This window comes from Pararhodobacter sp., assembly GCF_034676545.1.
In the GTDB taxonomy this organism is placed as follows: Bacteria; Pseudomonadota; Alphaproteobacteria; order Rhodobacterales; family Rhodobacteraceae; genus Pararhodobacter.
The window spans coordinates 3,406,863-3,419,624 of record NZ_JAUCBZ010000015.1 but is presented as its reverse complement, the minus strand read 5'-3'; the positions used below and the strand labels follow the sequence as shown (position 1 = coordinate 3,419,624).

The window sequence follows — 12,762 nt, the reverse complement described above, 5'->3', positions numbered from 1 at the left end:
TGTTAGGATACTCCATGGACCGCGATCTGTTGTTGCTGGTGGGGCTTGTGTTCCTGCCTCTGGCGTTTGTGGCCTTGGTTTCGGCCTGGGCGGATCGGCGGCGTCCCTGGGCGGCGCTGATCCTGCTGGTGATCGGCGGGGCCTTGGTTGGCTGGGCACAGACGACGCATCCGGGCGGCGGCTATGACTGGCGCACGTTGCCCGACCTTGCCGCGCAAACGATTGGCCGATACTGGCGGCGATAATCACCAAATTGGCAGCTTGGGTCTTGCGCTTGCGGCGCGAGCGCGGTAATCGGCAGCCTCTATAACCCGTGGGACCGGCCAATGTGGCATGCCGAGTCGTGCGAATTCACCGCTCAAATAGTCAGGAGACGGAAATGCCCAAGATGAAGACGAAATCGAGCGCCAAGAAGCGCTTCAAGATGACGGCCTCTGGCCTCGTGAAAGCCGGGCAAGCTGGTAAGCGGCACGGCATGATCAAACGGACGACGAAATTCATTCGCGACGCACGCGGCACCACGGTGCTTTGCGCTGCCGACGCGAAAATCGTCAAGTCCTACATGCCCTACGATCGCTGAGGAGATTGACCCATGGCACGCGTTAAATCCGGTAAAGTCACCCACGCCCGTCACCGTAAAGTCGTCAAGGCCGCCGCTGGTTACTACAGCGCCCGCTCGCGGAATTTCCGCACGGCGACCCAGGCCGTCGACAAGGCAAACCAATATGCGACCCGCGACCGCAAGGCGCGCAAGCGCAACTTCCGCGCTCTGTGGATCCAGCGCATCAACGCGGCGGTTCGGGCCATTGACCCTGAACTGACGTATTCGCGCTTCATCAACATGCTGACCGTGGCTGGCATTGAAGTGGATCGCAAGGTTCTGGCCGATCTGGCGGTGCACGAGCCCGAGGCCTTCGGTCAGATCGTCGAGCGCGCCCGCGCGGCCATCGCCTGATCGCATCGACCTGTGATATTGAAAAGGCCGCGCGGTTTCCGCGCGGCCTTTGTCGTTTTCAGCCGGGCTTTGCCGCCCGGCGGGATGGGGGCTTTGCCCCCGGCCGCGTTGCACGCGGCCTCCCCCAGAGTATTGTTGGCAAGATGAAGCCGGATCAGGTGTTCACGGCCGCGTCATCGGGGACCGGGGTCACGCCGACGGTGCGTCCGCGTTCCTGATTGCCCTTGAGGGCGATGAATGTTGAGCCGCGTGGCACGTTGAAATGTGTGACAAGTCGGCTGTTGTCGCAGGGGTCTCAATCGATGTGGATCTGTGTCAGCTTCTGGTTGTAGCGGGGGGCTCGGCGCGCAATTGGTCCATCATGCGTTGCTTGCGGTCACAGGTGCTGCAGCGCGTCGTGGAGAACTCCAGAATGATGCGTTCGCGGTTGTTCATCGCGGGTTGCAAGCGGCCAAGGGTGTCGCGGCGCCCATCCGCTTTTGTGGCGCGGGGGGGGGCAGGCTGGCATTCGCGCTGGGTGTGATGAAATCGCGTCTGTTCTGGGGCGTTCCGTCGGTTGGGGGGGGGGGAGATGAGATTGGGCGGGTCCTGGAACTGTAAGGCGGGGTTTCGATGGACCGGACCTCGATGCGGCGGAACCTGCCGCGCCACGGGCTGGGTCCGACGCGGATGAAAGCGGGGCCAAGGATGGGGTTGGCACAGGTCGGATGGCGCGCATCAAGGCTTGACGTTTTTTGCAGAGCCCCCGATCCGGGTTGTGGCCGATGCGGGGTAATGAGGCCGCGCCCGGCAAGTCCCCGCCATCGGCGCGCGCGAGGCGACTATGCGTGTGGTCGTTGCGAAGCCTGCGCCAAGGGACGGCGCCAGCAACATGAAACCCAAGCCACCATGATCCGCGCGAATGCGGTTGCGACGTTCAAACGTCTAGTGGCATTGAAACTGAGCGACATGCCTAGCCGCCCGGTTGCGGTGGGCCATGGCGATCTGTGCGGGCCGCGGAGGCCTACTTGATCGGCGGCACTCAGGGGGCAACGGGGGCAGGGCCCCGGCCAGGAACCCGAATATGATCTCCATGATGATGTTGTTTTGCAACGACCAACGGTCCCGACGCGGCACGCCGCGCATCCGTTTCCTCAGAGGCGATGTATCAGGAAGACGCTTTGGCGATTCACCCTACAGCGGCCGCTGGAACAGGGCCGCCGCAGCCCCGAACAGCAGCACGCCGGCAGCGGCCAGAAGGCTGATGCCAATGCTGCCTGCGAGGTCTCCCAGCAACCCCGCTGCATAGGGCCCGACAGTTTGCGCCACGGCAAAGACCACGGTGAACAGGCTCATCCCGGCGGCCCAGCTGTCGGGCGGCAGGTTCTTGCGGGAGAAATTGGTGATGGCGGGTGGGGCCATGAACACCGATCCGCCAAAGACAAAAGCCGAGATCACCAGCCCCAGAGACCCCGGCCACAGCACCGGCAAAGCCGAGCCCAGCGCAATGCCGGTCAGAACCATCGCCAGCGGGATGCCGCCGTGGTGGCGGGCGAAGATGCCACGCCACAAGAAGGGCGAGACGGTGATGCAAGCCCCCAGCAGCACCCAGACCAGCACGACTTGCACGGTGCTGGCGGATTGCTCGGCCATAAAGGCGGAGAGAAACGTGAGATAGACAATATAGCCCAGCCCGAAGCCGGCGTAGCCCATCAACTCGGGTAACATGCGGCGGATCGGCAGGGGCATCATCACGGTGCCCGAGTGTGACGGACCGCGCGAGGCCCGCGCTGCCCAGAGGCCCAGGGGCACGCAGAGCAGGCTGAGGCTGCCGACCAGAACCCAGGTCCAGGGCCAGGCGGCATTGCCTTGGGTCGCCAGCAGCGGCGGAAGCGTGGCCCCGACCAGCATGATCGCCGTCCCGCCGCCAGAGCCGAACAGGATTGCGATGCCCAGGGCGTTGCGCTTGGGGTTGTCAGCGAACAGGCGCGCCGCCAAGGCCCCGGCGGTGGCGAAGGATAGCGCACCGGTCAACCCCGTCACGAACCGCCACAGGCTTTGCCACCACAGCGCCGGGATCAGCCCGGTTGCCAGAATCGCCAGCGCCGTGCCGACCAGCCCGATGGCAAACAGCAGGTTTGGGCTGACCCGGCGCAGGGCGATCATCGTGCCGATCGCGCCCAGAATATAGCCCAGCGCGTTGGCGGTGTTCAGCCATCCGGCTTGTGCATAGGTCCAGCCCAGATCGGCGCGCATCGCCGGCAGGATCAACCCATAGGCGAAGCGCCCGAACCCGTTGGTGACGAGCACGCCCAGCGACAGGCCCAACAGGATCAGCCACGGATTGGGGCGGGTGGCTGCGGTCATGGTGGCTCCGGTTTCAGGTCGGCCCTTGATGCCGTGCGATTGCAGTCTGGGCAAGCCGTAAGCACCCCTCGTGCTTGCATTTGCGCGCGCCTCGGTCTAGGCCACGGCGCAAACGGGACCAGACGACGGGACGGGCGGCTCATGGACGGCATTCAGGATCTTCGGGCGAAATATCTGAGCGAGATTTCGGCGGCTTCGGGCGCTGAGGCGCTGGAGACGGTGCGACTTGCGGCTTTGGGCAAAAAGGGCGAGATCAGCCTGAAAATGCGCGAGTTGGGCAAGATGTCGCCCGAGGAGCGTCTTGTGGCAGGTCCGGCGTTGAATGGCCTCAGGGATGAGATCGACACGGCCCTGCGCGCGCGCAAGATCGCGATGGACGATGCGGCACTCGATGAACGGCTGAAATCCGAGTGGCTGGATGTGACCCTGCCGGGCCGCCCCCGCCCGCGCGGCACGATCCACCCGGTCAGCCAGGTGACCGAGGAATGCACGGCAATTTTCGCCGACATGGGGTTCCGGGTGGCCGAGGGGCCGCAGATCGAGACCGATTGGTATAATTTCGACGCGCTCAACATCATGCCCGAACATCCCGCCCGGCAAGAGCATGACACGTTCTTCATGCACCGCGCCGAGGGTGACACGCGCCCGCCCCATGTGCTGCGCACCCATACCAGCCCCGTGCAAATTCGCGCGATGCAAGAGCAGGGCGCGCCGATCCGGGTGATCGCGCCGGGGCGGGTGTATCGCATGGACATGGACATGACCCATGCGCCGATGTTCCACCAGATCGAGGGCATGGCGATTGGCCGCGATATCTCAATGGCCAACCTGAAATGGGTGCTCGAGGAGTTTTTCAGTGCTTATTTCGGCACCAAGGTGAAAACCCGGTTCCGCGCCTCGCATTTCCCCTTCACCGAACCCTCGGCCGAGGTTGATATTCAGTGTTCGTGGGTCGGCGGGCAGTTGCGCGTCGGCGAAGGCGACGGCTGGATGGAGGTGCTGGGCTCTGGCATGATGCACCCCAATGTGCTGCGCGCGGGCGGAATCGACCCCGATGAATGGCAGGGTTTTGCCTTTGGCATGGGCATCGACCGCATGGCGATGCTGAAATACGGCATCCCCGACCTGCGCGCTTTCTTTGAAAGCGATCTGCGCTGGCTTCGGCATTTCGGCTTCTCGCCGCTGGCGGCCCCGACGATCCACGCTGGGTGAGGGGGGGATTCGGGCATGCGATCGTCCCGCGGCATAGTCCAGCGCCGGGAAACGTGAGCCATTCCACCCCCTTCCGCTCTTGCCAGCCCATACCGCACTCCACTAGGTTTAGGCCGCGCTGACCAAAGCCGAATAGGGACCGTTCCGCATGACCAACTTTCGCAACCGTGTGTTTGTCGCCAGTATCCTGGCCTGCCTCGCGATGCCCGCCTTGGCGCAGGACACCGGCGAGGTGATCACGCGGCAATATGCTGACGGCGGCATCTACGAGGGCGCTTTTGTCGATGGCCTGCAAGACGGGCAGGGCACCTATCGTTTGCCGAACGGATTTGAATACACCGGCGAGTGGGTGCAAGGGCAGATCACCGGCACTGGCACGGCGCGCTACCCGAATGGCTCGGCGTACGAGGGTCAGTTCGAGGATGGTCGCCCGCACGGGCAGGGGCGCATGGTCTTTGCCGATGGCTCGTCTTACGAGGGCAGCTGGGACGCGGGCCGCATCATGGGCCAAGGCACCCGGCGCTATGTGACGGGCGTGGTCTATACCGGCACGTTCGACGACAGCCAGCCGCATGGTACCGGCGTGATGGAGCGTCCCGGTGGGCTGCGTTATGACGGTGAGTGGGCGCATGGCATGCGCGAGGGGCAGGGCACGATCACCTACCCGGACGGCTCGGTTTATACCGGCGGCATGCTGGCCGACCAGCGCCACGGAGAAGGGCGGCTGACACGGCCCGACGGCACGATTTATGACGGCGAATGGTCCGAAGGCATGTTGCACGGCGCTGGTGTCCTGACGCTGGCCGAGGGGGATCGACGCGAAGGCACGTTCCAGCAAGGGATGCTGCAGGGTGTCGGGCGGTTGATGTTGGCCGATGGCAGCATTTACGAGGGCGCATTTGTCGATGACTTGCGCCAAGGGCGCGGGCGACTGACTTCGGCGGATGGGCATGTCTACACGGGCGACTGGGTCGCGGACCGTATCGACGGCACCGGCGTGATGACCGCCCCCGATGGCACGCGCTATGACGGCCAGTTCCGTGATGGTGTGCCCGATGGACAAGGGGTGATCACCTATGCCGACGGCACCGGATACACCGGCACTTGGGTTGAGGGCCGGATGGAGGGTCAGGGGCGTGCACGGATCTCGCAGAATCTGGTCTATGAAGGCAGCTTCCGCGCCGGGCGCCCTCATGGCGAAGGCCGGATGGAATATGCCGACGGGCGCATTTATTCGGGCACGTTCAACAATGGTATCCGCGAAGGGCACGGGACCATGATCTACCCGAATGCGACGCGCTACGAGGGCCAGTTTGTTGCCGGAGAGCGAGACGGGATGGGCACGATCACGCTGGCGGATGGCTTTACCTATGCCGGGCAATGGCGCGCCGGGCAGATCCACGGCTCGGGCACGGCGACCTATGCGAATGGTGACGTGTACGAGGGCGAATTTGTTGACGGCGTGCGCGTGGGGCAAGGCACGCTGCGCTACGCGGCCGGCCAGGTGGTGTCCGGGCGCTGGGAGAATGGCGTTTTGGTTGAACCAGATGCCACGCCAGCCCCCGCCGACGGCGCGGCACCGGCCAGCGACGGCTAGATCCCGATCAGGTCCAGAAACTCGGACTCGCGCAGGATGCGCAACCGATGGCCTTGCGCGATCAGGGCCTGTGCATCGCGCAGCTTGGTGCTGCGGATCTCATCAGCGCGTGTATCCAGATCCCGGTCGGCGATCACCAGCAGGGTGACATCGGCATTGACCTTGGCCGCCACCCGAATCCCGGCCGTGGCCGCAAGGGTCGCGACCGCATCGCGAGAGCGGCTGAGCTTGCCGGTGATGCACGCAACTTGGCCATAAAACGGCCCGTCCTTGTTGCCCGCCCGTGTTACCTGTTTGCCATAGGCCCGTGCGGGCCTGCCGGACAACAGATCAAACCGATGCCCCGTCTCGGCCTCGGCGCACAGGACAACCTGCGCCGCTGCGCGCGCATCCTCGACCGCGTCGTGGTGCTCGAACTCCAGTGACAGGAAGGATTTCAGACTGGCCAACCCGTGCCCTCCATTGCCCGTCAATTGCGGCCAGGCGCGGCGCGCGATGGTCACGCTGTCATGCCAAGGCGTGCCAAGCGGCTCCAGTCCGAAACGCTGACAGGCGGCGTTCATGGCGCGTTTGTCGAACCCACTGTGCTGCACCAGGGGCGTGACATCCAGCAACCGGCGCAAGGGGGCAAACACCCCGGCAAAATCGGGCGCATTCGTCACGGTGGCCGCGTCAATGCCATGCAATCGGGTGTTGAACTGTTCAAAAACCCCGCGCGGATTGACCAGAAACCCAAGCGTGGCGATCTGCCCATCTGCGCGCACACAGGCAAGGCCAATCTGGCAGATGCTGGACATCTCGCCATTGGCGGTTTCCACGTCCAGCGCAATGAACCGCAAATCCATGTCCAGCACCGCATCGACAGAGGCGGCGGGCCAATGCGGCGCGATAGAATGGGTCGGGAGGTCGGGGTTGGGCATGCGTTCGCGCCTTTGGATCACCGGCGTCATTGTGCCGTTAGAAGCGCATGACTTCAACATGTGGTCGCATTGGGCGCTCCGCGGGTCGTCGCCCCTTTATTTCACAGACGGGCTGCGGGCCGCTCGGTGCGCCGTCGGATGGGTCGAGTTCACGGAGAAGGTGTCATCCCGGTCTTTGGAACGCTCGCCACAAAGGCCAATCCTTCATCCTGCGGGTCAAGACTCCATTGCCTGCAACGATTGCCGCGGGTCTTTGATCGGCCATGATCCCCGGGCGCATCACGCCACGGCAGGCCCTTGCGATTGATGAAGATCACCCAGAAGAGAACATGCCAATCATCGACGCGCGGCGAGCCATGGCGCTTGCGACAGAAGGCCGGCAGGCGGACCATCTGAGTGTCTGCCTGCCGGAAACGGCGTCGCATTGATCAATCTGCATGACGAGCCTGAAGCACGCCGCAAACAGAAACCCAATGGGTCATGACCCGAATGAGGCACGCGCCATAACCCTGATTGTCAGTCGTACGGTGTTTTGGCGATTGAATGTGGGCTCTGGCCGATACTTCGGGACTGCTCGCACAAAACTCGAAGATTCGCGCCTTGGCGTGGCCGTCGCGCCATGGATATTGCGCAGGGCAGGCACCGACGCGATGGCAAGATCCGAATTGCCCCATTGTGCGCAGCGCAAATAGGCGGCACCATAAAGAAAAACAGTTGCAGAGGTGAGCAGACCAATGAATGTCAATCGACGCGTGTTTGGGCTGGGGCTTGTCAGCCTCGGCCTTTCGGCCTGTTCGCGGATTGCCTCCGGCACCGCGCGCTCGACGACTCCCGACGAGTTGCCTGCTGACCTCTATCCGGTGTCAAACGCAGCGTATGACGCTTGGGTTGAGTCTTTTCGGTCGCGCGCCGAGGCACAAGGAATTTCGCGATCCACGCTTTCGACGGCATTTCGCGGCGCGGGGTTCCTGCCCGGCGTCGTGACGCGTGACCGCAACCAGACCGAGTTTCGCCGCACGCTCGAGGATTACCTTTCGATCGCGGCCTCGGACGAACGCGTCGAGAAGGGCCGCCAAGCCTATGCCCGCCATCGCCGCACGCTGGACGCCATCGAGGCCGACACCGGCGTTGATGCGAAAATCCTCACCGCAATCTGGGGGCTGGAAAGCTATTTTGGCGAGCGGCAGGGGCTGATCCCGGTGATCTCGGCAACCTCGACGCTGGCCTTTGAGGGGCGTCGCGGTCGGTATTTCGAGCGCGAGTTGATGGCGGCGCTGCGCATCGTGCAAAATGGCGATATCGGCGCATCACGCATGACCGGCAGTTGGGCGGGGGCGATGGGCCACACGCAATGCATGCCGACGGTATTCCAGGAATACGCCGTGGATTTCACCGGCGACGGGCGGCGCGATATCTGGTCCGAGGATCCCTCGGACGCGCTGGCGACGACCGCGAATTATCTGAGGCGCCACGGCTGGACCCGTGGACTGCCCTGGGGCGGCGAGGTCGGCTCTCGTGGTGCCGGGCCAGCGGGCCGGGTGATCCAGCCACAAGCGGGCGGGCCGCGCTTTAACGTCACCGACAATTTCCGCGTGATCAAACGCTACAACCCGTCGGATGCCTATGCGCTGGGGGTCGGGCATCTGGCTGACCGGATCGGTGGTGGCGGGCCGTTGCGCACCAGTTTTCCGCCCGATGCCAACGGCATGACCAAGGCTGACCGGATCGCCTTGCAGGAACGTCTCACGGCACGCGGCTTTGATACGCAAGGGGCGGATGGCGTGATCGGCAGCAACACCGAAGCCGCGATCAGTGCCTATCAGGCCAGCCGGGGCTTGCCTGTTACCGGAACGCCGTCGCTGGAGCTGCTGCGCAGCCTACGCTGATTGCGGGCCCGCCGTGGCTGCGTCCTCGCGACCAGAACGGGACCAAGGCCCGACCGTTCGGCAGGTGGCTTTGACGCGCGCCGCAAGGCACCGTCATTGTTGCAAGCTGGTTTTGTGACGTGACGACAGATGTTATGCTCAAGCGATATGACCAAAAGGACCGCCGCATGCCCGCCAATAACCCCGGTATCGAGGATCTGACCACACCCGCCTTACTGCTGGATGAGGCCAAGATGATGCGCAACATCGAGCGATTGGAGGCACATGCGCGCAGCTTGGGGGTTGCGCTGCGGCCGCATCTGAAAACCGCGAAATCGGTCGAGATAGCCCTGCGTCTCGGTGGTGGGGTGAGCGCGCCGATCACGGTCTCGACCCTGGCCGAGGCCGAGGTGTTCCATGACGCCGGTTTCACGGACATCCTTTATGCCGTGGGGATCGCGCCGCAAAAGCTGGCGCGCGTGCAGGCGTTGCGCGCCAAAGGTTGCGATCTGGTTGTGATTCTGGATAGCCCGGAGCAAGCCAGCGCGGTTGCAAAGGCCGGGGTGCCCGCTCTGATCGAGATCGACAGCGACGGTCATCGCGGCGGGCGTCTGGCGGATGATCCTGCGTTGATCGAAATCGGCAAGATCCTTGGGGCCAAGGGCGTGTTGCGCGGCGTGATGACTCATGCGGGCGAGAGTTACACGGTGCGGGGTGCGGCTGCTCATGCCGAATTTGCCGAGTTGGAACGCAGCTCTGCGGTCAAGGCGGCCGACGCGTTGCGGGCGGCAGGATTGCCCTGTCCGATTGTCAGCGTCGGTTCGACCCCAACCGCCCACGCGGCCCGCGATTTGACCGGTGTCACCGAGTTGCGCGCCGGGGTCTATATGGTCTTTGATCTGGTGATGGCGGGGCTTGAGGTCTGCACCCTCGACGATTTGGCGCTCAGTGTCTTGACCACCGTCATCGGGCACCAACCGGCAAAGGGATGGGTGATGATCGACGCCGGGTGGATGGCAATGTCGCGTGATCGCGGCACGCAGACGATGGATGTGGATCAGGGCTACGGCGTGGTTTGCGATGTCGAAGGGCGCGTATTGCGTGATCTGATCGTGCGCAGCGCAAATCAGGAGCACGGGATCATTGCGCTGCGTTCCGGGGCAAAGGGGCCGCTGCCCGATCTGCCGGTCGGCACACAGCTGCGCATTCTGCCCAACCATGCCTGTGCGACCGCCGCGCAATATGACCGATACCATGTGCTTTCGGCGGCGGGTGGCCCACTGAAAACCTGGCACCGGTTTGGCGGCTGGTAAGGAGCGTTCCATGATCTTTGTCACCGAAGCCCAATCCTCTGCATTGGTTACCGCCGAACTGGCCTTCGAAGCCATGCGCTGCGCCTTCATCGCCGCCACGGGACCGGACGCCGCGATCTTTCCCGTGGTCCTTGGTCACGCCAGCGACCCGCAGAACCGTTTCACGATCAAATCCGCGGCGGGGCCGGATCTTGCCGGGCTCAAGGTTGGGGCCTATTTCCCCACCAACGATGCGCGGGGCCTGCCGCGCCATGCGTCAACGATCCTGTTGATTGACCAGGCGTCGGGCAAAATCGGCGCCGTGGTCGAGGGGTCGGCGCTCAATTGCTTTCGGACCGCCGCCGCCGACGCCGTTGCCACCGACGCGCTTGCACGCACAAATGCGGCGGTTTTGACGGTGTTTGGCACCGGTCATCAAGCGGCGTATGAGGTCGCGGCGATCGCCCGGATCCGTCCTCTGTCGCGTGTGCTGGTGGTGGGTCGTGACCCCTCCCGCGCGGCGGCATTTGTCAAAGCGCTACAGGCGCAAGGATTCCCCGCCGAAACGGCCGCCGCCGAACCCGCAGTTCGGGCGGCGGACGTCATCGTCACCGCAACCACCGCCACAGAGCCATTGTTCAAGGCGGACTGGGTCCGCCCCGGCACGCATATATCCTCGATGGGGTCGGATTCTCTGGGCAAACAGGAGTTGCCGCCAGAACTTTTCACCCGCGCGCGGCTTTTTTGCGATTTGCCGGAGCAATCCGCGCGGATCGGCGAATTCCAACATGCTGACCCCGGGCGCACCTTGACCGCCATTGGCGCTGTACTGACGGGGGCCGATGATGGTCGCCAAAGCGACGACGATATCACGATCTTCGACAGCTCCGGTATTTCCTTGCAGGATCTCTTTATTGCCAAAGCGATCCTGGATGCGACCGCCGCAAACACGCGTCTTGACGGTTAGGATCGCCGAACGCGGGTCGCGCGCCCAGAGCATCGCGTGACTTGTCGCGCAGGTGCGTCAAGCGGAATCCTCGGGTTGCCGAATTGGCCTGACTGTCATCGGTGACAACGCGCAGGGCGATGGCCGCTCAACGCGCTGCAAATCCACGAACTTGCGCGGCATGGACCGCCAAACCGTCAGGCGGCGACGCCGGTCGCGGATGGGTTTTGCGCAGCGGTTGCACGCACGATGACTTCAAGTCGCTATACTTAAAAGACCTTTTAATCCGCAGGATTTTCGCCAAACATCCTACCCTTCTATAAGCAACCAAGCGATTTGAGGTTGTAAAATTGCTTGACGGATAAAGTGCATTGATACATCAAGTGTACTAGGACGGCGAGAATCATTTGGGATGGGCACATGCAGGCATTGATAGTTGACGCGATTCGCACGCCACGGGGCAGGGGTGGCAGCAAGGGCGGATCGTTGACCGGCATTCGGGCCGCCGATCTGCTGGCAGGGCTGTTTGCCGAGATGTCGCGCCGCTATCCGGGGGTCGAATCCGCAGTCGAGGATGCGATCATTGGCTGTGCCTCGCAGGTGGGCGATCAGGGCGGCAACGTCGCCAAGACGGCGTTGATCCGCGCGCATTGGCCCGAAACGGTTTCGGGCCTCTCGGTCAACCGGTTTTGCGCGTCGGGCCTCTCGGCGGTGAATGTCGGCGCGGCGCAAGCCCATGTGAACGATGCCTGCTATGCGGCCGGTGGCGTCGAATTGATGTCCAGAACCCCGATGTTCGCCGACAAGGGCGCGCTTTTTGTCGACCCGGAGGTCGCGGCCTCGGCCAGCGCGGTCCACCCGATCCTCGCGGCGGATCTGGTGGCGACATTGCATGACATCAGCCGCGAAGATTGCGACGCCTACGCGGCCTTGTCACAACAGCGCGCCGAGGCTGCGCGGAGCCGGGGTGCCTATGCGTCCATCGTGCCGGTGCGCACTGCGGATGGAACCGTCGTTCTCGAGCAGGATGAAACCATCCGCACGGGGGTGACCGCCGAAAAACTGAGCGCGATTGACGCGAGCTTTCCAATCATCGGCAAACCGGAAGAAAGCGCACGACTTCTGGCGGCCTATCCCGATATTGCGCAGATCCGGCATGTCCACCACGCGGGCAATGCCCCGGCGATGGCGGACGGTGCGGCGCTGGTGCTCCTGGCGAACCCTGACACCGCGCGAAAGCACGGCCTGCGCCCTCGCGCGCGCATTCTGGCAACCGCCGAGGCCAATGTGGCGATCACCCAGACCGGCGCGGTTGATGCGACCCTCAAGGCGCTGGCACGGGCAAAGCTGGAGGTCAAAGACATCGACTTGTGGGAGGTGCGCGACAGTTTTGCGGCGGTCACCTTGCACTATATCCGCACGCTGGGCCTGAATATCGACGCCTTCAACGTCAACGGCAGTTCGATTGCATTGGGTCACCCCTTGGGCGCGACGGGTGCCATGCTGGTGGGAACGCTGCTGGATGAAATGGATGCACGCGACTTGCGCTACGGCGTTGTTGCCATTGCGGGTGCTGCCGGGGTTGCCTCGGCCAGCGTCATCGAGCGCCTGCCGCAGACAGCCTGAACC

General features: G+C 63.8%; 12 protein-coding genes. 9 read left to right on the top strand and 3 right to left on the bottom strand.

Annotation, left to right across the window (positions count from 1 at the left end; translation table 11 throughout):
* The first annotated feature begins 14 nt into the window (after positions 1–14).
* From VDQ28_RS20185 to rplT, 3 genes are all read left to right on the top strand, one after another.
* On the top strand, positions 15–245 hold the full coding sequence (locus tag VDQ28_RS20185) for a hypothetical protein (RefSeq protein ID WP_323037646.1): 231 nt from the start codon (positions 15–17) through the stop codon (positions 243–245).
* A 134-nt stretch (positions 246–379) separates the two neighbouring features.
* Entirely contained in the window at positions 380–580 is a 201-nt protein-coding gene (gene rpmI, locus VDQ28_RS20180) for a 50S ribosomal protein L35 (protein WP_323037645.1), read from the top strand.
* A 12-nt stretch (positions 581–592) separates the two neighbouring features.
* A complete protein-coding gene (gene rplT / locus VDQ28_RS20175) occupies positions 593–955 on the top strand; it encodes a 50S ribosomal protein L20 (RefSeq protein ID WP_323037644.1) in 363 nt (120 codons plus the stop codon).
* 1,173 nt (positions 956–2,128) lie between these two features.
* Here rplT and VDQ28_RS20170 read toward each other — a convergent pair.
* Positions 2,129–3,301 (bottom strand): YbfB/YjiJ family MFS transporter, encoded by a 1,173-nt coding sequence (locus VDQ28_RS20170; protein ID WP_323037643.1) that lies wholly within the window; start codon positions 3,299–3,301, stop codon positions 2,129–2,131.
* A 141-nt stretch (positions 3,302–3,442) separates the two neighbouring features.
* Between VDQ28_RS20170 and pheS the strand changes: the two genes are divergently transcribed.
* Both pheS and VDQ28_RS20160 read left to right on the top strand, forming a co-directional pair.
* A complete protein-coding gene (pheS, locus tag VDQ28_RS20165; protein WP_323037642.1) occupies positions 3,443–4,513 on the top strand; it encodes a phenylalanine--tRNA ligase subunit alpha in 1,071 nt (356 codons plus the stop codon).
* Positions 4,514–4,661: 148 nt separating this feature from the next.
* Positions 4,662–6,110 (top strand): 2-isopropylmalate synthase, encoded by a 1,449-nt coding sequence (locus VDQ28_RS20160; RefSeq protein ID WP_323037641.1) that lies wholly within the window; start codon positions 4,662–4,664, stop codon positions 6,108–6,110.
* On the opposite strand, the gene VDQ28_RS20155 is transcribed toward VDQ28_RS20160, so the two are convergent.
* Together VDQ28_RS20155 and VDQ28_RS20150 are read right to left on the bottom strand one after the other, a co-directional pair.
* Positions 6,107–7,030, bottom strand: coding sequence for an exonuclease domain-containing protein (locus VDQ28_RS20155; protein WP_323037640.1), 924 nt, complete (start codon positions 7,028–7,030; stop codon positions 6,107–6,109). The genes VDQ28_RS20160 and VDQ28_RS20155 overlap by 4 nt on opposite strands.
* Before the next feature lie 149 nt (positions 7,031–7,179).
* Positions 7,180–7,422 carry a hypothetical protein gene (locus VDQ28_RS20150; protein WP_323037639.1) on the bottom strand — a complete coding sequence of 81 codons (243 nt, stop codon included), beginning with the start codon at positions 7,420–7,422 and terminating at the stop codon, positions 7,180–7,182.
* Positions 7,423–7,764: 342 nt separating this feature from the next.
* Between VDQ28_RS20150 and VDQ28_RS20145 the strand changes: the two genes are divergently transcribed.
* The 4 genes from VDQ28_RS20145 (at position 7,765) to VDQ28_RS20130 (ending at position 12,759) form a co-directional block, all read left to right on the top strand.
* Entirely contained in the window at positions 7,765–8,916 is a 1,152-nt protein-coding gene (locus tag VDQ28_RS20145; RefSeq protein WP_323037638.1) for a lytic murein transglycosylase, read from the top strand.
* 167 nt (positions 8,917–9,083) lie between these two features.
* On the top strand, positions 9,084–10,208 hold the full coding sequence (locus tag VDQ28_RS20140) for an alanine racemase (RefSeq protein ID WP_323037637.1): 1,125 nt from the start codon (positions 9,084–9,086) through the stop codon (positions 10,206–10,208).
* A 10-nt stretch (positions 10,209–10,218) separates the two neighbouring features.
* Entirely contained in the window at positions 10,219–11,154 is a 936-nt protein-coding gene (locus VDQ28_RS20135) for an ornithine cyclodeaminase family protein (RefSeq protein ID WP_323037636.1), read from the top strand.
* Between the two features lie 399 nt (positions 11,155–11,553).
* The gene (locus VDQ28_RS20130) at positions 11,554–12,759 is read left to right on the top strand and encodes an acetyl-CoA C-acyltransferase (RefSeq protein ID WP_323037635.1); all 1,206 of its coding nucleotides are present in this window, start codon (positions 11,554–11,556) and stop codon (positions 12,757–12,759) included.
* Positions 12,760–12,762 lie beyond the last annotated feature (3 nt).

What these genes read in the sequence shown, in the direction of transcription:
- VDQ28_RS20185 (WP_323037646.1), top strand. Translation starts at nt 15, where the DNA reads ATGGACCGCGATCTGTTGTTGCTGGTGGGGCTTGTGTTCCTGCCTCTG.
- rpmI (WP_323037645.1), top strand. Translation starts at nt 380, where the DNA reads ATGCCCAAGATGAAGACGAAATCGAGCGCCAAGAAGCGCTTCAAGATG.
- rplT (WP_323037644.1), top strand. Translation starts at nt 593, where the DNA reads ATGGCACGCGTTAAATCCGGTAAAGTCACCCACGCCCGTCACCGTAAA.
- VDQ28_RS20170 (WP_323037643.1), bottom strand. Translation starts at nt 3,301, where the DNA reads ATGACCGCAGCCACCCGCCCCAATCCGTGGCTGATCCTGTTGGGCCTG.
- pheS (WP_323037642.1), top strand. Translation starts at nt 3,443, where the DNA reads ATGGACGGCATTCAGGATCTTCGGGCGAAATATCTGAGCGAGATTTCG.
- VDQ28_RS20160 (WP_323037641.1), top strand. Translation starts at nt 4,662, where the DNA reads ATGACCAACTTTCGCAACCGTGTGTTTGTCGCCAGTATCCTGGCCTGC.
- VDQ28_RS20155 (WP_323037640.1), bottom strand. Translation starts at nt 7,030, where the DNA reads ATGCCCAACCCCGACCTCCCGACCCATTCTATCGCGCCGCATTGGCCC.
- VDQ28_RS20150 (WP_323037639.1), bottom strand. Translation starts at nt 7,422, where the DNA reads ATGGTCCGCCTGCCGGCCTTCTGTCGCAAGCGCCATGGCTCGCCGCGC.
- VDQ28_RS20145 (WP_323037638.1), top strand. Translation starts at nt 7,765, where the DNA reads ATGAATGTCAATCGACGCGTGTTTGGGCTGGGGCTTGTCAGCCTCGGC.
- VDQ28_RS20140 (WP_323037637.1), top strand. Translation starts at nt 9,084, where the DNA reads ATGCCCGCCAATAACCCCGGTATCGAGGATCTGACCACACCCGCCTTA.
- VDQ28_RS20135 (WP_323037636.1), top strand. Translation starts at nt 10,219, where the DNA reads ATGATCTTTGTCACCGAAGCCCAATCCTCTGCATTGGTTACCGCCGAA.
- VDQ28_RS20130 (WP_323037635.1), top strand. Translation starts at nt 11,554, where the DNA reads ATGCAGGCATTGATAGTTGACGCGATTCGCACGCCACGGGGCAGGGGT.